Origin of the sequence: Streptoverticillium reticulum (assembly GCF_047456005.1) — a bacterium.
GTDB classification, from domain to species: Bacteria; Actinomycetota; Actinomycetes; order Streptomycetales; family Streptomycetaceae; genus Streptomyces; species Streptomyces reticulum.
This window is the reverse complement of the sequence record NZ_CP179755.1, coordinates 4,140,129-4,165,547: the sequence shown is the minus strand read 5'-3', so window position 1 is coordinate 4,165,547 and position 25,419 is coordinate 4,140,129. Positions and strand designations below refer to the sequence as shown.

The window sequence follows — 25,419 nt, the reverse complement described above, 5'->3', positions numbered from 1 at the left end:
GCTTCCGCGGCGAATTGCAGGTGATCCCTCATGGAGCGAGCGTCCAGTGCGGCCGATATGGCCGAAATGTCCAGGCCGCGCGGGGCGAATCTCCGGATGCTCGCCCTGGCCGGTGCGGTGGCGCTCGTCGTCGTGCTGCCGCTGGCCGCGGCAAGCGCCGGCCCCGCGGGTCCGGCCGGCCGGGAGCGGACGGGGCCGGGCAAGGGGCCGGTCCGGGCCCGGGGCGGCGTCCTCCCGGGCGGCGCGCCCGCCGCGGCGTCCGACCCCCGGCCCGCCGGCCGGGCCCTCCCGCTGCCGGGCGTGCAGGACGCCAACATCGCCCAGTGCGGGCCCGAACTCTCCTCCCCCGCGGGCCTGGAGGCCCAGACCTGCGTCCTGGAGCAGGGCCACGAGACATGGGGGCGCACGTACTACCGGAACGCCACGGGCGGCCCGCTCTCGGGCGTGCTGACCCTCATGGCGCCCGACGGCAGCACGGTCCAGGCGCCGTGCGACATGCCCGCCTCCGACGATCCGGGCGCCTGCGAGACGCCGCATGAGTCGACCGTGCGCGGACATGGCTCGTATGCAGCGGTTGCAGAGATCGCCTCGGCCAAGGGGAACCTGCTGCTCCGGTCCGGGAGCAACTCCCCTGCGGCGGAGGCCGACAGTCCGGATCTTCTCCCGTAGCCGGTCCGCCAGAGCGCTCGGGCCGGGCGCGGAGGCGCCGGGCCGGGGCAGGGGCGCACGGACGTCCGGGCGGACGTGCTGCGGGAGCTGCGGGGGAAGGGCTGCGGCCCGCTGTGGGCCGGCTGTGGGAGCGCGGGGGGCGCGGAGAATGCCGCGCGCCCTCTGGACGCGTCCGGACATGGAAGCGCCCGGTCGCTGGCGACGGGGGATGCACCAGCGACCGGGCTCCTCAAACGGTAACAAGAGATCGGCGGTTCGCAAATTCGATCGCGGATTTCCGGACGCGGATTTCCGGGCCGACAGCGGGAGTTGTGACAGGAGTCACGCCGCCGGACGCCCGGTGAGCCCCGGAACGGGGCCCTCCGCGCCCTCGCCCCCGCCGTCACCGGATCGCGGCCGGCCGATCCCCCGCACGGGTCAGTTCAGGGTGACCTGACGGCTGGTGAGGCCACTGCGGGCCCGCCGCTCCTCGGCCGACAGCGGCGCGGTGTCCGCCAGCGCACCGGCGAGCCGCTCCGCGAACTCCCGGGCCGGCTTCTCCACGTCCTCCGCCCGCATCCCGCTCGGCAGGTCCCACACCGGCACGGTCAGCCCGTGCGCACGGAACGAACCGACCAGGCGGGTGCCCTCGCCGAGCGAGGTCGCGCCCGCGGCGTGCAGCCGGGCGAGGGCGTCCAGGAGCTGCTCCTCCGGGTGCGTCATCACCCAGCGCAGGTGGTTCTTCTCCGGGGTCTCGCACCAGTACGCGGCGTCCGGGCCGGACAGCCGGACGGTGGGGATCGCGGCGGCGTTGGCCCGCTCCAGGGAGGCGGCGACCTCGCCGGTGGCGTTCTCGGCGTTCTCGATCCAGAACTCGAAGCCCGTGTGCACCGTCGGCTCGAACGCGCCCTCCGGGTCCAGCAGGTCCTGCAGCCGCGGCCCGTCGGCGGCGCCGCGGCCGGCGGCCACCGGGGTGCCGGGCTCGGCGGTCAGGGCGCGCTGCAGGGTGTCGGCGAGGTCGCGGCTGAGGTCGCCGGAGGCCGTGTCGTTCTGCAGGCCGAGCAGCACGGCGCCGTTGTCACGGCGCAGCGCGGGCCAGGCCATCGGCAGCACGGTGGCGAGCGTCACCGAGGGCACGCCCTCGGGCAGGCCGTCCTTGAGGGTGAGCTCGACCGTGGCGGCGGGGACCAGCTCGCGCAGGGCGACCCAGTCGGCCTCGCCGGGCAGCCCCTCGAACGGGCGCTGCACCAGCTCGGCCACGGCGTGCGCGGCCTCGCGGCCGTGGCAGGCCTTGTACCGCCGGCCCGAGCCGCACGGGCAGTCCTCGCGGGCGCCCACCACGGGGATCGGGGCGTCGCTGCCCGCCCGGGGTGCGGCGGCCTTGGTCTGGGGGCGGCGCTTCTTGGCCATGGTGTGCGGGTCTCCCGATCGGTGCGGTGCGCCCGACGGCGGGGCCGGGCGGCGGACTGCCTTGACGGGCGCGAGCCTAGCGCTCGGCGCCGCACCGCCTTCGGGATGCGCTGTGCCGGTCTACGCGCGTCGTCACATCAGCCCGTCGAGCTCCGGGAAGGCGAGCTCGGGGACGGGCTCAACGCGCGTAGCGAAACCGGCGCGCGAGGAGAGCGCGGCCCAGACCGTCACCTCGCCGGAGGCGTCGCGCACGCCCCAGTCCTGGGAGAGGGCACTGATGATGTTCAGCCCGCGGCCGCCGCGGGCGGTGACCGAAGGAGTGGCCGGAATGGGCCGGGTGGGCCCGCCGCCGTCGGTGACCTCGACCGTGAGCCTGCCGCGCTCGTCCACCCGCCAGGCCGCGCGGATGCCGCCGCCGCCCTCCGGACCGCTGCCGCCTGCCGCGCCGTTCTCCCGGGGCAGCGGGCGCCCGTGCCGGTACGCGTTGCTGAGCAGCTCCGAAAGGATCAGTACGGCGTCGTCGATGACCGGATCCGGTACCCCGCTGCTGCGCAGATCCTTGCGCATCCGGTGTCTCGCCTCTCCCACACCGGCAGGACCATGGGGTACGGCCATGATCGACGACGTGGGCACCTCCTGTGCCACCACCAACGCCACCCCCGAGACCTCCTTTGCCCCACGTCAGGGGATGAATGCCCCAATGGCCTGTACCGGAAACCGGCCATCGCGCACGGGCAGGGGCACTCGCGCGGGTCGACTGCGGAGCGAACGCGCCGGTGCACTCCCTGTAATGGCCGTACGGTGGCGCCGGGGCGCACCCCCGCGCGACGGGCGCCCCGCGTCTAGCGGCGGCCCAGCTGGGTAAGCACTGCCTTGGGCCGGTTGGTGATGACCGCGTCCACGCCGAGGCGGGCGCACAGTTCGACGTCCTCCGCCTCGTTCACGGTCCAGACGTGCACCTGGTTGCCGGCGCGCTGCAGCCGGGCCACGAACTCCGGGTGGTTGCGGACGATCCGGATGCTCGGCCCGGCGATGTGCACGCCTGCGGGCAGCCGCCCGTCGCGGTAGCGCGGGGAGATGAACTGCATGAGATAGACGGTCGGGATGGCGGGCGCGGCCGCGTGCACCCTTTGCAGGGAGCGGGCGGAGAAGCTCATCACGCGCACCCGGGAGGCCTCGCCCGCGGGCGGTGCGGCCAGGCCGAAGCGGTCGAGCAGGCCGAGCAGCTTCTCCTCCACCTGGCCCGCCCAGCGGGTCGGGTGCTTGGTCTCGACGGCCAGTTCGACCCGCCGCCCCGAGTCGGCGACGAGTTCGAGGAGGCGCTCCAGGGTGAGGACGGAGGTGCGCTCGTGATCGGGGGCGGCCGGGTCGATGTCCGGCGCCTCGGCGTCGGCGGCCTTGCCCTTCCACGAGCCGAAGTCGAGCGCCGCGAGGTCGGCCAGCTCCAGGGCGGAGACGGCACCGCGGCCGTTGGACGTGCGGTTCACCCGGCGGTCGTGCACGCAGACCAGGTGCCCGTCGGCGGTCAGCCGGACGTCGCACTCCAGCCCGTCGGCGCCGTCCTCCAGTGCTTTGCGGTACGCGGCCAGCGTGTGTTCCGGGGCGTCCTCGGAGGCTCCCCGGTGGGCTACGACGGCAAGCGGATGGCGCTCGGGACGGATGTCCCGGGCCGGGTGCGCATAGGTCACCGCGTTATGGTGCCATCGCCTGGCACAATCGCGCATGCGGGCCCTTTGTTCGGTAATCGCCCGGATCCGGGCGGCTCCGGCGGGGGCTGTGAGGCCAGTGGGGACACAGCCTCCGTTTACGGCGGTCTGACGTGCAATGGGAAAAGCTTGCGGCAGACATGTTGCGAGCGTGGCCTGGGTCGCGAAAAGACCGATGTGTACCGAAATGCATCGGACTGCACCATGCACCTGATGAGGAGACAACTGTGAGCACCGAGAACGAGGGCGCCGCCGTTCCGTCCGCGGCCGAGCCGGGGGCGGGGTCTCCGACCCCGGACACGGGTGCGGGTCTTGTTCCGCCGGCCCCGGCGGAGCCGCCCGCCGTCGGCGCTGCCGCGCCGACGGGCGACCGGCACCCGGCGGAGCCCGCCACGGCGCAGCTGCCGGCGGCTTCCCCGGAGGGGGCGGCCGGTGCTCACGACGCCACGGCGCAGATGCCGCCGGTCCCGGCGGGCGGGACGGCTGCCCCTGCGGGTGCGGCCGACGCCCACGGTGCGACGGCGCAGATGCCGTCCGTTCCCGCGGATGCGGCAGCGGGCCCGGCGGGAGCGCCGGGTGCCCACGGCGGTGCCGCCCAGGCGGCTGCTGCTTCCGGCGGTGCGCCCGAGGCCCACGGCGCCACGACGCAGATGCCGCCGGTTCCCGCGGATGCAGCGGCAGTTGCCGCGGGTGCGCCCGTAGGCCAGCAAGCCCAGGGCGCCGGTGTGCAGATGTCCAAGGCCGAGGCCCCGGCCGGGGCTCCGTACGGCGCGCCGCAGGCGGACCCGTACGCCGCGCAGTTCGCCGCTGCCGCACCCGGTGGCCCGGCGGGCGCCGCGCCGCAGCAGTCCGCCACCGGCGCCTGGTACGGCGGGCCCGACGGGCCGCAGGGTCCGTACGGTGCCACCGATCCGTGGGGTGCGCCCGCGCCGCAGCGCAAGCGGGGCGGCGGGCTCGTGGCGGCCGTGCTGGCCGCGGCCCTCATCGCGGGCGGTGTCGGCGGCGGCGTCGGCTACTGGGCCGCGAACCGCACCGACGGCAACGGTTCGACGACCGTCTCCGCCGCGGGCGACCCGAAGGTGGAGAGCCGTTCGCCCGGTTCGGTCGCGGACATCGCGACCAAGGCGCTGCCGAGCGTCGTCACCATCGAGGCGCAGAGCAACAACGGCGACGGCGGCACGGGCACCGGCTTCGTCTACGACAAGCAGGGCCACATCCTCACCAACAACCACGTTGTGGCCGCGGCCGCGGACGGCGGCAAGCTGCAGGCGACGTTCTCGGACGGCAAGAGCTACGACGCCGAGGTGGTCGGCCGGGCCCAGGGCTACGACGTCGCCGTCATCAAGCTGAAGAACCCTTCCGGCGCCAAGCTCAACCCGCTCCCGCTCGGTGACTCCGACAAGGCGGCGGTGGGCGACGCGACGGTCGCCATCGGTGCGCCCTTCGGGCTGTCCGGCACGGTCACCACGGGCATCGTGAGCGCCAAGAAGCGGCCGGTGGCCTCCAGCGACGGCGGCGGCAGCGGCCAGGCCTCGTACATGAGCGCGCTGCAGACGGACGCGTCGATCAACCCGGGCAACTCCGGCGGCCCGCTGCTCAACGCCCAGGGCGCCGTCATCGGCATCAACTCGGCGATCCAGTCCGCGGGCAACGGCGGCGGATTCGGCGGCGGCCAGGGCCAGTCCGGCAGCATCGGCCTCGGCTTCGCGATCCCGATCAACCAGGCGAAGAACGTCGCCGAGCAGCTGATCCGGGACCGCACGCCGATCTACCCGGTCATCTCGGCCACGGTGAACATGAAGGACTCCGGCGGCGGAGCCAAGATCGCCGCCAACGGCGCCAACGGCAGCCCGGCCGTTTCGCCCGGCGGTCCGGCGGACAAGGCCGGCCTCAAGCCGGGCGACGTGATCACCAAGCTCGACGACTCGAAGATCGACAGCGGTCCGACCCTGATCAGCGAGATCTGGACGCACCAGCCCGGCGACAAGGTCACCGTGACCTACACCCGCGACGGCAAGCAGGCCACGACCGAGATCACGCTGGGCGAACGCAAGGGCGACAGCTGACCTTCCGCCTGCCGTCACCCGGTAGGCTGTCCCCGCGCTGCCGCGAGGCGGTGCGGGGAGGCTTGCCCGAGCGGCCTAAGGGAACGGTCTTGAAAACCGTCGTGGCAGCGATGTCACCGTGGGTTCAAATCCCACAGCCTCCGCCCAAGTCAGCGTAGGCGCTGACCAGAAGGGGTGTCCCCGGTTCGGGGGCACCCCTTTCGCGTGGGGCTTGTCTCGGCTTGGATCACCGGCATCCCGGTGTTGATCAGCCCCGAAGGGCTATTGCTCACCCCGGTGCTGAGCCGAAACGCACGGCGAGCGCCTGAGCACCCGAGGGTGCGTCCCATGTGGCGCCGGTGCCGACGAGTTCACCCCACTGTCCGCTGCACGAAGCGCTTGCGTACAGGAACGCCGTGTCGGTGGTGTCGTTGGAGAACTTGACCGCACCGCCCGTAAGCGGGATGCACGTATCGCTGGACGGGTCCTGGCCCTGGACGGTCTGACCTGTCGGCGTCACGTACGTGTACGTCCCACTCGCCGCCAGCGCACTGCCGGGCAGTGCCCCCAGCAGCGCGAGCGCCGAGGTGGCTGTCACAGCGGCTTTGCCGAACCGGCGCAGCACCTTTGTTGAGTTCACGGCCACTTCCCCCTCACCGAGAATCTGCCTGTCCGGATAGCGCCAGCAGAACGCCGTTTCGCATAGAGCGGTAGGGCATGCGTCGGAAATTCATCCAAACGGGCGTAAGTTCGGTTGTTTTAACGGAACTCTGACTGTTTCTCACGTCGGGTCACCTGTTCAGGCCCTGCGGGCGTCGCGCCTGATTCTCATGTTGCGGCGCCGGCGAAGAAGCCGCCCGAAGGGGGTGCCTCTGACACAGGGGCATCCTCTTCGCGTTTTTAACGTCCCGGTACCTAAGGGCCGTTGACACGGGCCAAATCGTTTCGCCCTGCACCGAACTCAAAGGTTTTCTTTGGGTATCTATCGGCTCCGGCGGGGATTGACGAAGAACGGCCGCTGTTGGATCGTTCCGTTGCCACGCCGAGCGACCGTTTGATCATTCACGGTCGTCCACGGTGGGGGCGCATGTCGAGCGAGTCGGGGGGCGTCGTGAGTCTTGTCGTCGGCGGAGTCGAAGGCACTCCGACCCGTGGTGTGAGGCGGTTCTAGCCGGGCTCGCCGCCCTGCCGGACGTCGTCACCGGGTCTTCCGCACAGCGGCACCACGCCCTGTCCGAGGCGCCGTACGCCGCGGCGCTCCTCCGTTCTGCCATTCACGACCCATCGGGGGGATACATGCCTGTCCAGAACGCGCCCATCGCCTACGACTTCCACGGCGACCAGCCGTTCTCCGTCCCGTTCGCGGACATCAAGCCGGAGGACATCCACATCTACCTCGACCTCGACACCAAGGTCGGGAAGAACACCTGCGGCCAGAAGTGCACGCACTGCTGGTTCGTCAACTACGAGAAGGTGTACGACAGGTCGTTCGCGATGGAGGAAGGCCCGCTGATCAAGGCCGGCCTGGAGTCGCAGGGCTTCCACGTCTACCCGCGGTACGTCGACAGCTTCGCGTACGACGGCGAGTTCATGCGCATCTACGGTCCCGCCAACAACCGTGAGTTCCGGCAGGACGCGGACCACACGCCGACCGAGACCATGGCCAAGGGCGACGCCTGGACCAGTGGACGGCCGCTGCTCGCCGACAACTGGGCCGAGCTGCTCGACCTGGCCCGCGAGAGCGGCTACGGGACCATCTCGATCACCTACCACGGTGTGATCGACGAGAACCTCGCCGTCATCGACGACGGCAGCTACCCGATCAAGGGCGTGTTCACCGGTGCCCTCACCGAGGAGGTGCTGCGCCGCATCGGGACGTACAACGAGCAGTGGCGCGCCCGCTCGGGCGAGAGCGACGACGCCTTCCGCGTGAACATCGGCGTCACCGTCGGGCGGCACAACCACGGCCGCGAGTCGCTGGAGCGCTACGTCCACTACTTCAACAAGCTGGGCGTCGACACCGTCCGCTTCAACAACTACGCCGCGCACGGCGGCAAGCACGCGGAACTCCAGATGAGCCACGAGGAGATCGCGCAGGCCTACCTCGACCTCAAGGAGCTCCACGAGACCGTCGACATGAGCTTCCAGCTCGGTGTCAGCGAGGACTTCGGCACCTTCGGCATCAAGGTCATGGGCTTCCCCGGCCACGTCGGCTGGTGCCGGGCCGGCCGTCAGCTGTTCGCCGCCATCCCGACTCCGGAGGAGCTGCTCTCCGAGGCGGACGACGAGCGCCGCGAGAAGATCGGCGACATCGTCGGCTGCGTCAACACCTTCGAGCCGCACCTCGGCATCCTGGTCCGCACCACCGCGGGGGGCGAAGAGGCCGGTTACCGGGTCGAGTTCGACCACGAGGAGATCGAGGCCTTCACCGCCAAGCGGCTCTCCGGCCACTACAAGGACGGGTGCTTCGCCCGCGAGCTCGCCGAGGAGCAGCAGCTCGTGTCCCGGGTGCCCGAGCGCCGTCGTCTGCCGATCGTCGAGACCGCCGGCTGAGAAGCCGGGAAGCCGACAAGCCGAGAAAGGGCCGCCCGTGCGCCGCATTCTGGTCTTCGCCAAGACCCCCTACTCGAAGACGCCGTACGACCGCTGGCTGGAGGGCACCGGCATCGAGCCGGTCGTGCTCACCACCGACGGGTACGCCGAGGAGTACCGCCGCCACCTGCGGCACGTGTACGCCTTCGCGGACTACGACACCAACCAGCTGGTCGACAAGACGGCGCTGCGGCTGGCCCGCGAGCTCGGCGTGGAGGCCGTGTTCGCCCGGGCCGAGGCGGACGTGCTGCGGGCGGCCCGGCTGCGCGACCTGCTGGACCTGCCCGGCCAGCGGACGGCGAGCGCCCTCGCTTTCCGCGACAAGGTCGTGATGAAGGACCACCTGAAGGACCACCTGGCCGGCGGCCCCGTCGGCCTGCCGGACTACCGGCAGGTCGAATCCGCCTACACCGTCCTGGAGTTCGTCGAGGAGCACGGCTACCCGGTGGTGGTCAAGCCGGTCTCCGAGTCGGGCTCGCTGGGCGCCGCGGTGATCCGCGACGAGGCGGAACTGGACGCCTACCTGGCCAGCCCCTGGCGCGGCACCAGCATGGTCGAGACCTTCGTCGAGGGCCAGATGTTCCACATCGACGGCCTGGTGGCCGGCGGCGAGGTGGTCTTCGTCCAGCCCTTCCGGTACGTCAACGACTGCCTGTCGTTCCGCAGCAACGACTGGGTGGCCAGCCTCGCGCTGGAGCCCGGCAATCCGGTGTACGGCCGGCTGGTCGAGGCGACCCGCGCGGTGCTCGACCGGCTGCCGACGCCGGAGAACACCGCGTTCCACTGCGAGTTGTGGGTCACTCCGGACGACCGGCTGGTGTTCTGCGAGATCGCCAGCCGCACCGGCGGCGGCATGATCGCCACCACGCTGATCCACGCCCGGGGCATCGACGTCGACCGCGAGTGGCTGTACGCCGAGTGCGGACTGGCCGTGACGCCCGCGGATCCCGTGCTCCGGCCCTTCGCGGGCATGTGCATCCCGCCGCTCAACGGAGTCCTGGAGTACCTGCCGGCCGAGGGCGAGCCGGACTGCGTCCACGAGCGGGTGCTGCACGGCGCCAGTGGCCAGACCTTCCACGGCGGCGTCAAGTCCGGTTTGTTCCTGGCCGGTTATGCGGTCGCCGGGAGCTCGGAGGAGGATGTCGTGGCCAACATGGCACGCGTCCACACCTGGTTCGCCGAGACGGCCAAGTGGCGGCCGCTCGGAAGCGAGGAAGGTGCGCGATGAGTTCCCTGACCCCGACCCCGGTCCCTCCCCTGTCCCTGCCCGGTCCGCTGGTCACCGTCGACTGGCTGGCCGACCGCCTCGGCCACCCCGACCTGGTGGTGCTCGACGCGAGCGTCGGCGCCGCCCGCGGCACCGGGACGCCGATCGCCGGCGCCCGGGTGTTCGACATCGACGGGGCGATGTCCGACCACGACGACCCCCGCCCGCACACCATGCCCGGCACCGAGCAGTTCGTCCGCGGGATACGGGCCCTGGGCGTCAACGACCGTTCCACCGTGGTCGTGTACGACGCGGCCGGCATCTACTCCAGCGCCCGGGCCTGGTGGATGCTGCGCGCGATGGGCTTCGACCGGGCCGCCGTCCTCGACGGCGGACTGCCCGCCTGGACGGCCGCCGGGCACCCGTGCCGCCCGTTCGACCAGGAGCCGCCCGCCGTGGGCGACTTCACCGCACGGCCCCGCACCGGGCTGCTCGTCGACATCGGCACCGTGCAGCAGACCCTGGCGGACGGGAGCGCGGCCGTCCTCGACGCCCGCTCCCGCGGCCGGTACGCCGGCACCGAGGCCGAGCCCCGGCCCGGCCTGCGCGGCGGCCACATGCCCGGCGCCGCCAACCTGCCGTTCACCGAACTGCAGGACGGCGGCCGGATGCTGCCCGCCGGGGAACTCCGCTCCGCCTTCGCCCCGGTGGCCGGCGACCACGAGCGGCTGGTGTTCAGCTGCGGCTCCGGCGTCACCGCCTGCGTGCTCGCCCTCGGCGCCGAACTGGCCGGCTACCGCGACCTCGCGGTGTACGACGGCTCCTGGAGCGAGTGGGGCCTGCCCTCCGGCCCGCCGGTCGTGACGGGCGCCGAGCCGGGGAAGGAGTAGCCCCGGTGCCGAGCTCCGCAGCCGCCCGGTGGCGGACCTGCGCCGCGCTGCCGGCCGGCCTCAAGGCCCTGGTCGTCCTGTCCACCGTGGTCGGCCTCGGCAGCTACATGATCACCCCGTTCATCGGGGTGCTGCTGGTCAAGGGCGTCGGGCTGGACACCGGGACGGCCGGCCTGCTGGTCGCGGTCGCCACGTTCATCCAGTTCGGCGGCAGCATCGTCGGGGGCCCGGTCGCCGACCGGCTGGGCCTCAAACCGACGATGACCGGCGCCCTGCTGCTGCGGGCGCTCGGCCTCGTCCTGCTCGCGCTCGCCGTCCATGTGCACGCCCTCGTGCTGCCGGCGGTCGTCCTGGTGGCTGCCGGGCCCGCGCTGTACCTGCCGGCCAACAAGGCGTACATCGTGCGCTCCGTCGCCGATGACCTGCGGCCGCTCTTCCTGGCGATCAGCGCCGCCGCCCTCAACGTCGGCATGGGCCTCGGCCCGTTCCTCGCGGTGCTGCTGATCGGCCGGGACCCGGCCGTCCTGCTGTTCGTCCTGGCCGGTCTGTTCGCCCTGTTCGCCGTCGCCCACCAGGTCGCCATGCAGCCGGTCGCCGCGCGGCCCGACGCCCCGGCCGGACAGGCGGATTCGGGCGGCACCTTGCGCGGTGCCCTGCGCGAGGCCCGGCGGCCGGTGCTCTTCAACGTCGCCGCCTTCTACCTCTACTTCTCCTTCCAGAGCTTCATCGGCCTGTACGCGGCCGCCGAGTCGCACCTCGGTCTGGTCGGCTGGGTGATGCTGCTCAACTGCGCCATGATGGCCATCCTCCAGCCCCTGCTGGCCGGGCGGATCGCCCGGGCCGGCTACCGGGGGCTGCTGGCCGGATCATTCCTGCTGATGGCGGCCGGCACGGCGGTGATGTTCCTCGGCGGCACCCCCGCCCTGCTGCTCGGCACCGCGGTGTTCACCGTCGGCGAGGCGTTCGTCTTCCTCCGCGGCGACCTGGAGGTGGTCGGCCGGATCCCCGACCGGCCCGCCTTCGCCTTCGGCGTCCAGCGGCTCACCACGGGCGTCGGAGGGCTGTTCGCCGGTGCGGCCGGAGGCTTCCTGTTCGGCCACTTCCAGCACGGCGGGCACCCCGGCCGGTACTGGCTGGCCGTCGCCGCCCAGTGCGCTGTCGTCGCCGTCCTCGGCCTCGTCCTCGGCGGCCCGTCCGCCGGCCGCACGGACCGGACCGGCACCGAGAGCGCCGCCGGACTCGAGAAGGAGCCCGCGGCGTGACCACGCGCGACACCCGCTACGTCCAGGCCGGCTCCGAGCCGCACCGCCGCCACGGCTACGTCAACCCGCCGATCCACCGGACCTCCACCGTCCTCTACCGGGACACCGCCGAGATGGCGGCGTCCCAGGCCGACCCGCTCAAGCGCACCCCGCCGGTCTACGGGCGCTTCGGCACCCCGACCGGCAGGGCCTTCGAGACCGCCCTCGCCGAACTGGAGGGCGGCCACGCCGCCGTGGCCACCTGCTCCGGACTGGCCGCGGCCACCACCGCGGTCCTCTCCTTCGTCCGCGCCGGCGACCACCTGCTCGTCAGCGACTCCGTCTACATGCCGACCCGGCGGTTCTGCGACTCGCTCGCCGCGTTCGGCGTCCGTGTCGAGTACTACGACCCCGCCGTCGGCGCCGGCATCGAGGGACTGCTCCGCCCGGAGACCCGGGTCGTCTACCTCGAATCCCCGGGTTCCACCACCTTCGAGGTCCAGGACGTCCCGGCCGTCACCGCCGCCTGCCGCCCGCGCGGGATCACCACCGTCATCGACAACACCTGGGCCACCCCGGCCTTCCTGCGCCCCCTCGAACTCGGCGCCGACGTCGTCCTCCACTCCGCCACCAAGTACCTGACCGGCCACGCCGACAGCATCCTGGGCGCCATCGTCTGCTCCGAAGATGCCTTCCCGGCCGTCCGCGGGGCGGCCATGCGGCTCGGCCAGTGCGCCGGCGCCGACGACCTCTACCTGGGCCTGCGCGGCCTGCGCACCCTCGGCGTGCGGCTCGGCCGGCACCAGCAGCAGGCCCTGGACCTGGCCCACTGGCTGCAGCAGCGCGAGGAGGTCGCCGAGGTCGTCCACCCCGCCCTGCCCGAGCACCCGGGCCACCGGATCTGGCAGCGCGACTTCGACGGCGCGTCGGGCCTGTTCGGCTTCGTCCTGCGCCCGCACTTCGGCAGGGCCGCCGTCGACGCCATGATCGACCGGCTGCGGCTCTTCGGCCTCGGCCACAGCTGGGGCGGGTACGAGAGCCTGCTCGTCCCCGCCGATCCGCTCACCCACCGGCTTCCCGGCACCTGGCGGGACCGCGGCCCCCTCCTGCGCGTCCACGTCGGCTTCGAGCACCTCGACGACCTCAAGGCCGACCTCGTGGAGGGCTTCGCCGAGTTGGTGCGGCGGCAAGCGGGCTGCTGAGCGTCGGCTGCGGGTTCGTCGTGGCTGGTCGCGCAGTTCCCCGCGCCCCTACGGGGCTCGGGAACGGATGAGGGCGCCCCCGGACCGGGGCGCCCTCGTGATGTGGGGATCTCCCCCTACGTCACTTCCAGTTGACGCCCTTGCCCAGGGAGAACGGGTCCCCCCAGTACTCGGCCGACGCGACCTTCACCGAGGCGGACGGCGCGAGCGCCACCGCGCAGCCCTGGGTGGACTTGCCCGCGGTGAAGCCGCTCGGCAGGTCGCCGCCGTGGCACTTGGCGAAGTCGCCGATGACCATGAGGTCCTGGGCCTCGGAGCCGTCGGGCAGGTGGCCCTTCATGTGGTTCACGGCGGCGAAGGACAGGTCCGTGGTGCCGTCGTTGGTGACCGAGTAGCGGATGTAGTAGGGGACCTTCCCCTTCACCTGGTCGCCGAGGTTCAGCGAGGACAGGTCGTTCGGGTCGCCCTGCTCGATCGCCGTGACGCTCAGGGCGATCTTGCCGCTCGAGTGGCCGTAGGAGAACGGGATGTGGGCCACGTCGCCGATCTTGAAGGTCTGGCCGGGCTTCACCTCGCCCGTGCTCCCGCCGCCGGTGCCGCCCGTGCTGCCGGACGAGCTCGAACCGCCCGTCGAACCGCCGCCGGTGGCCGCGCTCGCGGCGGCGGCCGGGGACGAAGAGGAAGAAGAGGGCGCAGAGGACGCCGGCTTGTCCTCGGGGCCGCAGCCGGTCAGGGCGAGCGCCCCGAGAGCCACGAGACCGCTCAGCTTTTGGACGGTCTTGATGTCGATACCGTTCACCGTGTAATTCCCCCGTTGCTTGTGGACTGGTGAAGTGCGAGGGGACAGTACGGCAGTTGACGACGGAACGGATGGCGCAAAAACGACCTCTTAGCGGTCTTCGGCTCTCCTGTGGCGGAGATCACCCGGAGGTCGTCACGTGCCCGGAAGCGGGTCCCCCGTCCCGGGGCGGTGTCCCAGGGGAATGGCATTTTCGCAGGTCAGAGTGCGTAGGACCGTTCCGTTGTCCCGCACGTCCCGAGGTCCGTTGCGGCCGCGGCGGCGGGCGGCTGAGGCTGTGACGACGAGCGGGGACGGACCTCCGAGCGACCGTAATCCGCCGCCCTCGTCCCAGCCCATGCCCACGCCCACGCCCGTGCCCACGTCCGTGCCTTCGGGGGAGACACCCATGCCCAGGACCGCCCTGCTCGCCGCTTCCGCCGGCCTCGCCGTGACCGCCGCTCTCGCCGTGGCCGCCTGCGGGGAGCAGGGAAGCGGAACGAGGCTCGCCCCCGCGCCGGCCACCGAGGCGCAGATACGCGCGTCCCCGCCCGGCGCCGCCTCCGACGCAGTGGCCCGGACCGCCGGCCGGCTCCCCGCCTGCTCGGCCGCCCGCGGCAAGGTGATGGTCGCTGTGGTCCCCCGGTCCGTGAACCACCTGCTCCTCATCCTCATCAACACCGGCTCCGGCCGCTGCGCCGCCTACGGTTACCCCCGCCTGCGCTTCAACCAGGACCAGGCGGTCACCCGGGTCATGCCCGGCAGCCGGCCGCACGCCGTGGTCACCCTGGCCCCGGGGCAGTCCGCGTACGCAACCGTCCGCACCTCGGGTGCCGACGGCAGTGCGGCAGCGGGCATCCGTCCCGCCCGCGTCCTGACGGTGCACTTCGCGGACGCGTCCGCCGCCGGCACGACCGGCACCCCGGCCCGGCTCGCCCTGCCCGAGGGCACCTCCGTCGACGACTCGGCGGCCGTCTCCTTCTGGCAGGCCACGCCCGGCGACGCCCTCATGTGGTGATCCGCCGGGCCACCTCGATGGGGTGGTGCCGGCCCAGGACGTACGCGTTGCCGTCCTCGAACTCGACGCGCTTGCGGGCCGGCTGGACGCCCCGCACGTCCCGGACGACGTGCGGGATGCCGCCGACGGTGATGACGTCCCCTACGAGCACGCCGTCCCCGGTCACGGTGACGGTGGTGATCCTGCGACGGTCGGGCATCGGTGAACTCCCCTTGTGCAACGACAGAGTGTGATGTCTCCGTGGCGTTGCGGCGACGGTACTGCCGTTCGCGAAAGGCGGCAAGGTCAGGGGTGAGCTCTGGTCGCACTCCGCCAACGTGCCTACTGTGTAAGCCGATGAGGCCCGTAGCGGAGGATCGGACGGCTGTGCCCAAGGCGGAGGACAACGCGTGCGACCGGCGCTCGCTCCACGAGCGCATCGCGGCGGACCTGCGGGACGAGATCATGTCCGGCGACATCGCGCCGGGCGACAGAGTGCCGTCGACCCGGCAGCTCAAGAGCCGCTTCGTGGCCTCCAACGCGACGGTGCAGAAGGCACTCCAGGTGCTGAAGGCCGAAGGCCTCGTCGTGGGGCGCCCCGGCGCGTCCGTCACCGTCCGCCCGCACCGGCAGCGCACCCTGCGGCCTGCCTGGCGCCCGCGCCGCGACGGGAGCAGGCTGCTGGACGTCGCCGAGGTCCGGCCGCCGGCGGACGTCGCTGCGGCGATGAACCTGATGAGGAACGGGACGGCCCTGCTGCGCTCCCGGATCGTGCTCTTCGACGACGAACCCGTCGAACTGGTCAAGTCTTACTACCCGCTCGACATCGCGCGCGGCACCCCGATGATGGAGCACCGCACCATAGGGGAAGGCGCCCCGGCGCTCCTGGCGGAGCTGGGCCACCCGCCGCGCCGCTGCGTGGACCAGGTGTCCGCGCGCGTGCCCACGCAGGAGCAGTACAGGGCGCTGGAGATGCCGGGCGATCTGCCGGTGCTGCGGACGTTCCGCGTGATCTACGGAGACGGGGACCGGCCGATCGAGGTCAGTGTGATGGCCAAGGCCGGGCATCTTCAGGAGCTGGAGTACGGGTTTCCCTGACGCGTTGTTCTTCGGCTGCGGGCCGGTTGTGGCTGGTCGCGCCCACGCGGCGGAGCCGCTGGGGGTACCTCCCAGCGGTAGCTGGGGGAGTAACAGCCCCGCGCCCCTGACGGGGCGCGGGGACGGGGCGCCCCGGAATCATGACGCCAGCGTCAAATGCGTTCCCGGGCGCCAGTGTTCGCCGCGCCGCTTCGCCGCGTACATGGCCTCGTCCGCGCCGCGCAGCAGGTCCGGCAGGCCGGCGCCGGGGCGGAACGCCTTGCGGCACACGCCGATCGAGGCGCGCGGGGTGAGGGTGGCGCGGCCGGTGTCGAGCGGGGCCGACAGGCGGGCCGAGAGGCCGTGGGTCAGTTCCGCGTCCAGGTCCGCCTCGGGGGCGAGGCGGACGAGGGCGGCGAACTCGTCGCCGCCCAGCCGTGCGGCGAAGCCGCCGTGCTCCGCGCACCAGGCGTCGAGGCGCCGGCCGACGGCGGCGATCACCTGGTCGCCCACGGCGTGGCCGTGCGTGTCGTTGATCTGCTTGAAGCCGTTGAGGTCCAGCAGCAGTACGGCCGCGTGCGGGTGCCGGAGGGCGCGCAGGGCGCGGCCGGTGAACTCGGTGCGGCCCATCAGGCCCGTCAGCGGGTCCCGGCGGGCGGAACGGAGCCTGCGGGCCAGGAAACAGGCGTGGGTGACCCAGCCGACGGTCGGAGCGGCGACGGGCAGGGCCTGGAGTATGAGGTTCATCGGGCACCTTCCGGTTCCTCGGGCGACGGGCGTGCAGCGGGAGTCGCGGTCCGGGCGTGCCTGCAGGTGAACGTGCCTGTCCACGGGGGCACTCGGGGGTACTCGGGTGTGCTCACCGGGGCCGCGGACGGCCCGATCGCGCCGTGGTGGCGGTGGACCGGGCCGTCATGCCGCACATCCCCCGTTTCGGGCGGCGAGGAGCGCGCGGGTACCTGCCGGGCGGCCCGGAACATCCGAAATGCGGTCGGTGGCGGCCGATATGCGGCCCCGGGCGGTGCCGGGCGTCGGACAATCCGGATATCGCGGTGCGGTCGCCGGGGGCGGGGAGTGGACGCCGCGGCATGCGCTCTTCCGCGGACCGGGGCTCGGCCGTCCGGGGTCTTTCGAAGCGCGCGCGGGGGCCGTGCCGAAACGATTTCTTCCGTGGGACGTACGGATTCCGGGGGTGTCCGGCGGGGGCCGGCGCAGGCCGTGGGACAGCGGTGGAGGTTTATCCGCAGCCGGTCATGCTTGCGAGGGAATGGGGAGTGGAGGTGGGTTCGGTGGAGATTCGGTGGGCAATTCTGGTCTCGCGACGTCGAAACAGCGCCGGGGCGGTCGGCCAACCCACCTGGCAACGACCGGTAGTTCGAAGTTCCGTACTGGAGGAATTGAGATGGCAAGCACCCGCACTGCCGCCCGTGTTCTCGCCGCTGTCGCGGCCCTGCCCATGGCTGTTCTGCTCTTCTCGGGCATGGCCCAGGCTGCCGACGACGGCGGTCAGCTGGCCAACCGGGGATCGAATGCGGCCGCGGCCGGCCTCGTCGGGAGCGGCGTGGGTCACAACAACCACGGCAACTCGGACACCACGCAGCAGCAGTCCACCGGCACCGGAGCCAGTAACCAGGCCAATACGGCCAGCGTCAACAGGTCCGGCCATACGGCGATCCGCCAGGACAACGTCACCGTCCGCTTCACCAACCTGTGGTGAGCCCGGTGTGACCACCGGCCCCCGGGAGCCAAGCACCGGGTGATGTGGTGAGAGTGGACAGGGTCTGTACGAACCGCGCGGCGGCACCTCGGTGCCGCCGCGCGGCGTTGGTGCGGGGACCTTGACAGCCCCCGGAGATCTGACGGACAGTCAGAAATCGTGAGCGACCTCCACCGGCTCCTCAGGCTCTACGAAGGGCGCCCCGCCGCCGTCGCGGCCCGCGGCCCGGACCCCGTCAACCGCCCTATGATCAGGCACTGGTGCGAGGCCCTGGGCGACACCGGCGCCGCCTACCGGGGCGAGGGCGCCGTCGCCCCGGCCGCCATGCTCCAGGTCTGGACCATGCCTGGCCTGGGCGGTCCCTCCAGCAGATCCCCGGCTCTCGACGAGGTGTTCGCCCTCCTCGACGGCGCGGGCTTCACCGCCGTCGTCGCGACCGACTGCGAACAGGAGTACCTGCGGCCCCTGCGCCCGGGCGACGAGATCACCTTCGACTCCGTGATCGAGTCGGTCTCGCCGTGCAAGACGACCCGGCTCGGCGCCGGCCACTTCCTCACCCGGCGCACGGAGATCCGCGCCAACGGCGAGCTCGTCGGCATCCAGCGCTTCCGCATCCTCAAGTACGCGCCCGCGCCGCGCACGTCGGCCCCGGCCGAACGGCCGCGCCCGGTCGTCAACCGCGACAACGCCGGATTCTGGGAGGGCGTCGCCGCCCACGTCCTGCTGATCCAACAGTGCGACGACTGCACGGAATTACGCTTCCCCTGGGTGCCCGGGTGTGCGCACTGCGGGTCCCCGCGGTGGACGGCCATGGCGGCCTCCGGGGCCGGCACGGTGCATGCGTACGTGATCGTGCACCATCCGCCCGCCCCCGGATTCGACCCGCCCTACGCCGTCGCGTTGGTCGAACTCGCCGAAGGAGTACGGATGATCAGCAACATCACCGGGGTGGAGCCGGGCGGGGTGCACATCGGTATGCCTGTCGAGCTGGAGTTCCTGAGGGTGGATGCGGAAAGGGAGTTGCCGGTGTTCCGGCCCCGGGAGGAGAGCGCATGACGCCGGAGAAGGGGGACACCCTTCCCCCGCTCACCATCCCCGTCACCCGCACGCTCGTCATCGCGGGCGCCCTCGCCTCCCGCGACTACCAGGACGTGCACCACGACCCCGAGGCCGCACGGGCCAAGGGCGCCCCCGACATCTTCATGAACATCCTCACCACCCAGGGCCTCGTGGGCCGTTACCTCACCGACCACTTCGGCCCGGACGCCGTCCTGCGCAAGGCCGCCATCCGGCTCGGCGTCCCCAGCCACCCGGGGGACGAACTCGTCCTCACCGGCACGGTCGGATCCGTCGACGGGGAAACGGTCGTCGTCGACGTCGTCGGCACCAACCGCCTCGGCCGGCACGTCACCGGCACCGTGACCCTGACCCTGCCCGCGGCGCGCACCCGGGTCGCGCCGTGAAGGGCACCTTCGGCGGCAGGGCCGCCATCGCGGGCATCGGTGCCACCGCGTTCTCCAAGAACTCCGGCCGCAGCGAGCTCGCCCTGGCCGCCGAGGCCGTACGGGCCGCGCTGGACGACGCCGGGCTCGCACCCGGCGACGTCGACGGCATGGTCACCTTCACCATGGACACCAGCCCCGAGATCGGCGTGGCCCGGGCCGCCGGCATCGGGGAGCTGTCCTTCTTCTCCCGCGTCCACTACGGGGGCGGCGCCGCCTGTGCCACCGTCCTGCAGGCCGCCCTCGCCGTCGCGGCCGGCGTCGCCGGGGCCGTCGTCTGCTACCGCGCCTTCAACGAGCGCTCCGGCCGCCGCTTCGGCGCGGGCGTACGGCACCGGGAACCCTCCGCCGAGGGCGTGGCCCTGGGCTGGACCCTGCCGTTCGGGCTGCTCACCCCGGCCTCCTGGGTCGCCATGCAGGCGAGCCGCTACCTCCATCTCCACGGCCTGGAACCGGAGGTCTTCGGCCACGTCGCCGTCACCGACCGCCGGTACGCCGCCAGCAACCCGGCCGCGTACTTCCACGGCCGTCCCATCACCCTCGCCGATCACGCCGCCTCCCGATGGATCGCCGAACCGCTGCGGCTGCTCGACTGCTGCCAGGAGACCGACGGCGGACAGGCCTTCGTCGTCACGAGCACCGACCGGGCCCGGACGCTCCGGCACCCGCCCGCCGTGATCACCGCGGCGGCCCAGGGCGCGGCCGCGGGCCAGGAACAGATGACGGGCTTCTACCGCGGCGAGCCCGGCCGCCTCCCCGAGGCCGGTGTCGTCGCGCGGCGGCTGTGGCGCGACAGCGGGCTGCGGCCCTCCGACATCGACGTCGGCATCCTCTACGACCACTTCACCCCGCACGTCCTCATGCAGTTGGAGGAGTTCGGCTTCTGCGCGCCGGGCGAGGCAGGCGAGTTCGTCGCCGCCGGCCGGCTGCCGCTCAACACCCACGGCGGCCAGCTGGGCGAGGCGTACCTGCACGGCATGAACGGCATCGCCGAAGCCGTGCGGCAGTTGCGGGGCAGTGCGGCCAACCAAGTTGCGGACGTCGCGCATGTGCTCGTCACCGCCGGAACCGGTGTTCCCACGTCCGGGCTGCTTCTCGGCGCAGACGGATGAACCGAGGGCGTGTCACCGCCGGACGGCCCCGTCCGGCCCCCTTGACTCGCCCTTATGGACCGACGAAGGAAGATCATCGGATACATCGTCGCCCTGTTGGCGGCGCTGGCCCAGGTGGTCACCCAGGCAGCAGCGCCCGTCACCGCCGCCCCGGCACTCCTGGGCCTGGGCGGCGCCTCCGTTTTCCGGGGGCAGGCGTTCGACACCTGCCAGGCCCCGCCGCTGACCACCCTCAGCGCCTGGGCCGCGTCCGAGTACCGCGCCGTGGGCGTCTACTACAGCGGCCGCGCACGGGCCTGCCCGCGCCAGACCTACCTCAGCGCCCGCTGGCTCACCGGCGCCCGTGACCTCGGCTGGAAGGTCCTGCCGATCTTCGTCGGCTCGCAGTCGCCGTGCGTCCGCGCCGCCAGCAAGAAGGGCTACCCCATCGGGGACGACCCCTACGACCAGGGCTGGGACGAGGGCATGGACGCGGTGCACGACGCGAGCGCGCTCGGCATCGCGCAGCGCAGCGCGCTGTACCTCGACATGGAGGCGTACAACGACAAGAACGACGACTGCGCCGACGCCACCCTCACCTTCATCCGCTCCTGGAGCGCCGCCGTCAGGGACAAGGGCTACCTGCCCGGCTTCTACAGCAGTGCCGAGTCGGGCGTCCGCCACCTGGAGCGCGCCCGCCGGGCCGGGATGGACGACCTTCCCGAGGCCGTCTGGTTCGCCCGCTGGAAGACCTCGCCGAACACGGCCAAGGAGCCGTCGCTGTCCTCCACGTCCTGGTCGCCGCACCGCCGGATCCACCAGTACGCGGGCAATGTGACCGAGACCTACGGCGGCCGCAAGCTGACCATCGACCGCAACCTCGTCGACGCACCGGTCGCAGTGATCGACTGACGGAGATCCTCCGGGCTCCCCCTCCAGGAGGTGTGGCGGAGCCGATTCGTACGACCTGAGGGGGAGCGCGCTTCGGCACCTCCGGCCGATCCGCCGGGGACGGGTGCGCTCCTAGCGTTGAAGCATGACAGTGACCTCGACGTCCGTGTGTGCCGGCGCCTCCACCGCGGCCGTGTACCCGTCGTTCTCCTCGTACGTCCGGGCACGCGGCCCGGTGCTGCAGCGCACCGCCCGTTCGCTGACCTCGAACCCCTGCGATGCCGAGGATCTGCTGCAGACGGCCCTCACCAAGACGTACCTGGCGTGGGACCGGATCGAGGACCACCGGGCGCTGGACGGCTACGTGCGCCGGGCCCTCGTCAACACGCGCACCTCGCAGTGGCGCAAGCGCAGGGTCGACGAGTTCCCCTGCGAGGAGCTGCCGGAGGCGCCGCAGGGCGCCGGCGATCACGCAGAGCCGGTGGCTCTGCGTGATGCGATGTGGCGCGCCGTGCACCGGCTGCCGGACCGGCAGCGGGCCATGGTCGTCCTCAGGTATTACGAGGACCTCACCGAGGTGCAGACGGCGGAACTGATGGGGGTGTCCGTCGGCACCGTGAAGAGCGCGGTGTCGCGTGCGCTGGGCAAGCTGCGGGAGGACCCTGAGCTTTCTTGTGCGGCCTGAGCGCTCCGCTGGATGCGGCCGTTCTGCGGGTGCGGGTCGGCTGTGGTTGCTCGCGCAGTTCCCCGCGCCCCTTGCGGGGCGCCCCTGACAGGGCGCGTTACGAGGCGCCCAGCACCGTCACCTTCAGCTCCCCCTCCGCGTACTGGCGGCGCAGGACCTTCTTGTCGAACTTGCCCACCGACGTCTTCGGGACGGACGGGACCAGGGCCCAGCGCTCCGGCAGCTGCCAGCGCGCCACGCGTTCGCCCAGGAAGCCGTGCAGCTCCGGCCAGCCTGCCGTCGCGCCGTCGCGCAGGACGACCGTGGCCAGCGGGCGCTCGCCCCACTTCTCGTCGGGGACGGCGATGACGGCCGCCTCCGTGACGTCCGGGTGGGCCATCAGGTGGTTCTCCAGCTCGCACGAGGAGATCCACTCGCCGCCGGACTTGATGACGTCCTTGGCCCGGTCGGTGAGGGTCAGGTAGCCGTCGGGGGACATCGTGCCGATGTCGCCCGTGCGCAGCCAGCCGTCCTCGCTGAACTTGTCCGCGGGCCGGAAGGGCTCGCCGTCCTTGCCGCCGTAGTACGCGCCCGCGATCCACGGGCCGCGCACCTCCAGCTCGCCGGCCGACGTGCCGTCCCACGGCAGGAACCGCCCGTCCGGACCGGCCAGCCGGAACTCCACCGAGGCGGGCAGCAGGCCCTGGGTGACCCGGTAGGGCCAGGCCTCCTCCGGGCTCAGGCCGGGCGGCGGGTAGGCCACCGAGCCCAGCGGCGAGGTCTCGGTCATGCCCCAGGCCTGGACGATGCGCAGCCCGTGCCGCTCCTCGAAGTCCTTCATCAGCGAGGGCGGGCAGGCGGAGCCGCCGCTGACGACCGTGTGCAGCGAGGAGACGTCGCGCGGGCGGGCGTCCAGCTCGGCCAGCAGGCCCTGCCAGATGGTCGGCACGCCCGCGGTGACGGTCGGCCGCTCGGCCTCGATCATGTCCGCGAGGGGCGCGGGCTGCAGGAAGCGGTCCGGCATCAGCAGCGCGGAGCCCGCCATGAAGGCCGCGTGCGGCAGGCCCCAGGCGTTGACGTGGAACATCGGCACGACCGGCAGGCAGGTCTGCGCCGGGGTCAGCCCGAAGGAGGCCGCGGCGTTGACCTCCATCGCGTGCAGGTAGACCGAACGGTGGCTGTAGGCGACGCCCTTGGGCTCGCCGGTGGTGCCGGAGGTGTAGCAGAGGGCGGCGGCCTGGCGCTCGTCGAGCTCGGGCCACGGGTAGGGGTCCGCGGGCTGTGCCGCGAGCAGCTCCTCGTAGTCGTGCACCTGCGGGCGCACGTCCGCCAGCGCGGACAGGTCGCCCGGCCCGGAGACGATCACGTGCTCCACGTCGTCCAGATACGGCAGGAGCGGCGCGAGGAGCGGCAGCAGCGAGCCGTTGACGAGCACGACGCGGTCGCCGGCGTGCCGCATGATCCAGGCGAGCTGCTCGGGAGGCAGCCGGAGGTTGAGGGTGTGCAGGACCGCGCCCATGGAGGGGACGGCCAGGTACCCCTCCAGGTGCTCGGCGTTGTTCCACATCAGGGTCGCCACGGGCTCCCCCTCGTGGACGCCGAGCCCGTGCAGGGCGTGGGCGAGCCGTGCGGCCCGCGCCCCGACGTCCGCGAAGCTGCGGCGGTGCGGTTCGCCGGTGCCGGTCCAGGTGGTGACCAGGGCCCGGCCGTGCACTCCGGAGCCGTGGGCCAGGATGCGTGCGACGGTCAGCGGTACATCCTGCATAGTGCTCAGCACCGGAGCCTCCCCTTAGGCTTTGCGCGACTGCGTCAGGGGCGATTCTGCTGCCGTATCCGGCGGTAAGTCACTAGTTCCGGACCGAGCCGTTCCCCCGGCCGCCGAACCATCCCGCCGCGACGGCCGCCACCGCGATCGCGCACACCCCGTTCCAGCCCCACGTGGCGAAGGCCGGGCCCGCCAGGGCCGAGGCGCTCGCGCCGCCGACGAAGGCCGACACCACGTACGCCGTGTTCGCCGTCGACGGCATCGAGGTGGCCGCCAACGCCCGGGTCTGGTTGGCCACTTGACCCGCCATCAGGCCTGCGTGGATCAGCACCGCCGCCGCGCACAGCGCCCAGATCCGGTGCCCGCCCAGCCGGAACAGCGGGAGGGACAGTGCCGCCAGCACATAGCCGGCCGTCACCACCCGGCGCGGGCCGAAGCGGTCGATCAGGGTGCCCGAGACCGGGGCGACGGCGGTCGAGGTCAGGCCGAACAGGCCGAAGAGGCCCGCCGTGCCCGTCGACAGGTGGAACGGCTGCGGTGCCGTGAGCAGCAGCGACAGCGTCGTCCACAGGGAGCTCCACGCGCCGAACAGGCCGGCCTGACGCAGGCAGGCCGCCCGGAGGTCGGCCGAGGAGCGCAGCAGGCGGGGCAGGCCGGCGATGTTCTTCAGCGGATTGGACCTGCGCCGCGGGCGCGTTTCCCGCGGCAGCAGCAGGGCCGTCAGCAGGCCGACCGTCACCGTGAGTGCCGCGGCGCCGAAGAACACCGGGCGCCAGCCGAAGGCCTGGCCGGCCAGGCCGCCCAGCACCCGGGCCGCGACGATGCCGGTGAACAGGCCCGCCACCACCGCCGCCACGTGCCGGCCGCGCCGGTCCGCGGGCGCGCGCTCGGCCACGAGCGGGACGAGCAGCTGCGGGACGACCGTGCCGGCGCAGGCCACCAGCACCGCGGCCGCCAGCGCGGGCAGGCCCGGCGCGAGCCCGGCGGCGACGAGGGCCACGCCCGCGAGGCCGGACAGCGCGGCGACGAGGCGGCGGCGGTCGGCCGTGTCCCCGAGCGGGGCGAAGGCCAGCAGGCCGATGGCGTAGCCGAGTTGGGCGACGGAGGCGATCCAGCCGGCGGAGGAGGGCGAGGCGCCGAAGCTGCGGGCGATGAGCCCGAGCAGCGGGGCGGCCAGATAGATGTTGGCGGCCGTGACGGCGGTGCACAGCGCGATGACGGGGAGCAGGAAGGCGGGGGCCGGCGCCGGTGCCTCGGCGGCGGCCCCGGGTGCGGTGGATGTCGTGGCGGTGGTCATGGCGTGGTGGAAGCTCCCCCGGGTACTTGCAACCAACTGGTTGGTTGTGAATCTCGCAGAGCGGGGCGCGGCCTGTCAACCGGATAGTTGGTTACGCTGGGCGCATGGGAGCAATCAGGGACCCCGAGGCGACCAAGGCCCGCATCTTCGCCGCGGCCACCGCCGAGTTCGCCGCGCGCGGCATCGCCGGCGCGCGCGTGGACCGGATCGCGCGCGAGGCCAAGGCCAACAAGCAGCTGATCTACGCCTACTTCGGCAACAAGGCCGAGCTCTTCTCCCAGGTCCTGGAGAAGCGGCTGATGGAGCTCGCCGTCGCCAACCCCGTCGACGCCGAGGACCCCGACGGCTGGATCGACCGCCTCTTCGACTACCACGCCGCCCACCCCGAGCTGGTCCGGCTCGTCTTCTGGGAGGGCCTGGAGTACGGCACCGGCGGCATTCCGCACGAGGACGAGCGCCGGGGCCACTACGCACGCAAGGTCGCGGCCTTCGCCGAGGCCCAGGAGAAGGGCGTCATCAGCGACGCCGTCCCGGCGCAGGACCTGCTCTTCCTGATGATCGCGCTGGCCTCCTGGGCCACCGTGCAGCCGCAGATGCGGCGGATCGTCGTCGGGGACACCGAGGGGGACCTGGCGCGACTGCGATCGTCCTTGCGGACGGCTGCGCGGAGGCTCACGGAGCGCTGCCCCTGACGGGGCG

The 25,419-nt window shown here is 72.6% G+C and carries 24 protein-coding genes, 1 tRNA gene and 1 pseudogene; 17 read left to right on the top strand and 9 right to left on the bottom strand.

What is annotated here, in order from left to right:
* Positions 1–66 precede the first annotated feature (66 nt).
* Positions 67–669, top strand: a complete 603-nt coding sequence (locus tag ACMATS_RS18895; protein ID WP_414168546.1) for a hypothetical protein — start codon at positions 67–69, stop codon at positions 667–669.
* Between the two features lie 417 nt (positions 670–1,086).
* On the opposite strand, the gene ACMATS_RS18890 is transcribed toward ACMATS_RS18895, so the two are convergent.
* The 3 genes and pseudogenes from ACMATS_RS18890 to ACMATS_RS18880 form a co-directional block, all read right to left on the bottom strand.
* Positions 1,087–2,058 (bottom strand): DUF5926 family protein, encoded by a 972-nt coding sequence (locus ACMATS_RS18890; protein WP_414168545.1) that lies wholly within the window; start codon positions 2,056–2,058, stop codon positions 1,087–1,089.
* A gap of 132 nt (positions 2,059–2,190) precedes the next feature.
* Positions 2,191–2,802, bottom strand: a pseudogene (locus tag ACMATS_RS18885) (ATP-binding protein).
* A gap of 98 nt (positions 2,803–2,900) precedes the next feature.
* Complete coding sequence (locus tag ACMATS_RS18880; RefSeq protein WP_390777193.1) at positions 2,901–3,746, bottom strand: glycerophosphodiester phosphodiesterase; 846 nt, start codon at positions 3,744–3,746, stop codon at positions 2,901–2,903.
* Between the two features lie 473 nt (positions 3,747–4,219).
* On the opposite strand from ACMATS_RS18880, the gene ACMATS_RS18875 reads away from it, so the two are divergent.
* Positions 4,220–5,830, top strand: coding sequence for a S1C family serine protease (locus tag ACMATS_RS18875; RefSeq protein WP_414170746.1), 1,611 nt, complete (start codon positions 4,220–4,222; stop codon positions 5,828–5,830).
* 56 nt (positions 5,831–5,886) lie between these two features.
* Positions 5,887–5,973, top strand: a tRNA-Ser gene (locus tag ACMATS_RS18870).
* Positions 5,974–6,098: 125 nt separating this feature from the next.
* Here ACMATS_RS18870 and ACMATS_RS18865 read toward each other — a convergent pair.
* The gene (locus ACMATS_RS18865) at positions 6,099–6,449 is read right to left on the bottom strand and encodes a hypothetical protein (protein ID WP_390777191.1); all 351 of its coding nucleotides are present in this window, start codon (positions 6,447–6,449) and stop codon (positions 6,099–6,101) included.
* Positions 6,450–7,105: 656 nt separating this feature from the next.
* Between ACMATS_RS18865 and ACMATS_RS18860 the strand changes: the two genes are divergently transcribed.
* Genes ACMATS_RS18860 through metC form a run of 5 tightly spaced genes read left to right on the top strand, consistent with a single transcriptional unit; the run spans position 7,106 to position 12,941 of the window.
* On the top strand, positions 7,106–8,362 hold the full coding sequence (locus ACMATS_RS18860; RefSeq protein WP_414168543.1) for a radical SAM protein: 1,257 nt from the start codon (positions 7,106–7,108) through the stop codon (positions 8,360–8,362).
* Positions 8,363–8,399: 37 nt separating this feature from the next.
* Positions 8,400–9,629, top strand: a complete 1,230-nt coding sequence (locus tag ACMATS_RS18855) for an ATP-grasp domain-containing protein (RefSeq protein WP_414168541.1) — start codon at positions 8,400–8,402, stop codon at positions 9,627–9,629.
* Positions 9,626–10,498 (top strand): sulfurtransferase, encoded by an 873-nt coding sequence (locus tag ACMATS_RS18850; protein WP_414168540.1) that lies wholly within the window; start codon positions 9,626–9,628, stop codon positions 10,496–10,498. The genes ACMATS_RS18855 and ACMATS_RS18850 overlap by 4 nt, the downstream gene beginning before the upstream one ends.
* Positions 10,499–10,503: 5 nt before the next feature.
* On the top strand, positions 10,504–11,760 hold the full coding sequence (locus tag ACMATS_RS18845; protein WP_414168539.1) for an MFS transporter: 1,257 nt from the start codon (positions 10,504–10,506) through the stop codon (positions 11,758–11,760).
* Positions 11,757–12,941 (top strand): cystathionine beta-lyase, encoded by a 1,185-nt coding sequence (metC, locus tag ACMATS_RS18840; RefSeq protein WP_414168538.1) that lies wholly within the window; start codon positions 11,757–11,759, stop codon positions 12,939–12,941. The genes ACMATS_RS18845 and metC overlap by 4 nt, the downstream gene beginning before the upstream one ends.
* Positions 12,942–13,062: 121 nt before the next feature.
* On the opposite strand, the gene ACMATS_RS18835 is transcribed toward metC, so the two are convergent.
* On the bottom strand, positions 13,063–13,740 hold the full coding sequence (locus tag ACMATS_RS18835) for a hypothetical protein (RefSeq protein ID WP_390777185.1): 678 nt from the start codon (positions 13,738–13,740) through the stop codon (positions 13,063–13,065).
* 388 nt (positions 13,741–14,128) lie between these two features.
* Here ACMATS_RS18835 and ACMATS_RS18830 point away from each other — a divergent pair, with 388 nt between their 5' ends.
* Positions 14,129–14,737 (top strand): DUF4232 domain-containing protein, encoded by a 609-nt coding sequence (locus ACMATS_RS18830; protein WP_414168537.1) that lies wholly within the window; start codon positions 14,129–14,131, stop codon positions 14,735–14,737.
* Here the strand turns inward: ACMATS_RS18830 and ACMATS_RS18825 are convergent.
* Complete coding sequence (locus ACMATS_RS18825) at positions 14,727–14,936, bottom strand: hypothetical protein (protein ID WP_414168536.1); 210 nt, start codon at positions 14,934–14,936, stop codon at positions 14,727–14,729. The two genes, ACMATS_RS18830 and ACMATS_RS18825, sit on opposite strands and share 11 nt — an antisense overlap.
* Positions 14,937–15,073: 137 nt before the next feature.
* Between ACMATS_RS18825 and ACMATS_RS18820 the strand changes: the two genes are divergently transcribed.
* The gene (locus ACMATS_RS18820) at positions 15,074–15,814 is read left to right on the top strand and encodes a GntR family transcriptional regulator (protein WP_414168535.1); all 741 of its coding nucleotides are present in this window, start codon (positions 15,074–15,076) and stop codon (positions 15,812–15,814) included.
* A gap of 138 nt (positions 15,815–15,952) precedes the next feature.
* Here the strand turns inward: ACMATS_RS18820 and ACMATS_RS18815 are convergent, their stop codons facing one another.
* Entirely contained in the window at positions 15,953–16,540 is a 588-nt protein-coding gene (locus ACMATS_RS18815; RefSeq protein WP_414168534.1) for a GGDEF domain-containing protein, read from the bottom strand.
* A 655-nt stretch (positions 16,541–17,195) separates the two neighbouring features.
* Here ACMATS_RS18815 and ACMATS_RS18810 point away from each other — a divergent pair.
* The 6 genes from ACMATS_RS18810 to ACMATS_RS18785 all read left to right on the top strand — a co-directional run bounded on the left by ACMATS_RS18810 (position 17,196) and on the right by ACMATS_RS18785 (position 21,679).
* Positions 17,196–17,510, top strand: a complete 315-nt coding sequence (locus tag ACMATS_RS18810; protein WP_336410397.1) for a hypothetical protein — start codon at positions 17,196–17,198, stop codon at positions 17,508–17,510.
* 159 nt (positions 17,511–17,669) lie between these two features.
* Complete coding sequence (locus tag ACMATS_RS18805) at positions 17,670–18,566, top strand: bifunctional MaoC family dehydratase N-terminal/OB-fold nucleic acid binding domain-containing protein (RefSeq protein WP_414168533.1); 897 nt, start codon at positions 17,670–17,672, stop codon at positions 18,564–18,566.
* Positions 18,563–18,973, top strand: coding sequence for a MaoC/PaaZ C-terminal domain-containing protein (locus ACMATS_RS18800; protein WP_390777179.1), 411 nt, complete (start codon positions 18,563–18,565; stop codon positions 18,971–18,973). Before ACMATS_RS18805 ends, ACMATS_RS18800 begins: the two co-directional genes overlap by 4 nt.
* Entirely contained in the window at positions 18,970–20,124 is a 1,155-nt protein-coding gene (locus tag ACMATS_RS18795) for a lipid-transfer protein (RefSeq protein ID WP_414168532.1), read from the top strand. The genes ACMATS_RS18800 and ACMATS_RS18795 overlap by 4 nt, the downstream gene beginning before the upstream one ends.
* Positions 20,125–20,178: 54 nt before the next feature.
* Entirely contained in the window at positions 20,179–21,015 is an 837-nt protein-coding gene (locus ACMATS_RS18790; RefSeq protein ID WP_390777177.1) for a DUF1906 domain-containing protein, read from the top strand.
* 124 nt (positions 21,016–21,139) lie between these two features.
* Positions 21,140–21,679, top strand: a complete 540-nt coding sequence (locus ACMATS_RS18785) for a SigE family RNA polymerase sigma factor (RefSeq protein WP_336410402.1) — start codon at positions 21,140–21,142, stop codon at positions 21,677–21,679.
* 97 nt (positions 21,680–21,776) lie between these two features.
* Here the strand turns inward: ACMATS_RS18785 and ACMATS_RS18780 are convergent, their stop codons facing one another.
* The gene (locus ACMATS_RS18780; RefSeq protein WP_414168531.1) at positions 21,777–23,435 is read right to left on the bottom strand and encodes a long-chain fatty acid--CoA ligase; all 1,659 of its coding nucleotides are present in this window, start codon (positions 23,433–23,435) and stop codon (positions 21,777–21,779) included.
* A 70-nt stretch (positions 23,436–23,505) separates the two neighbouring features.
* Positions 23,506–24,720 carry an MFS transporter gene (locus ACMATS_RS18775; RefSeq protein ID WP_414168530.1) on the bottom strand — a complete coding sequence of 405 codons (1,215 nt, stop codon included), beginning with the start codon at positions 24,718–24,720 and terminating at the stop codon, positions 23,506–23,508.
* Positions 24,721–24,824: 104 nt separating this feature from the next.
* Here ACMATS_RS18775 and ACMATS_RS18770 point away from each other — a divergent pair, with 104 nt between their 5' ends.
* Positions 24,825–25,412 carry a TetR family transcriptional regulator gene (locus ACMATS_RS18770; RefSeq protein WP_414168529.1) on the top strand — a complete coding sequence of 196 codons (588 nt, stop codon included), beginning with the start codon at positions 24,825–24,827 and terminating at the stop codon, positions 25,410–25,412.
* The last annotated feature ends 7 nt before the right edge of the window (positions 25,413–25,419 follow it).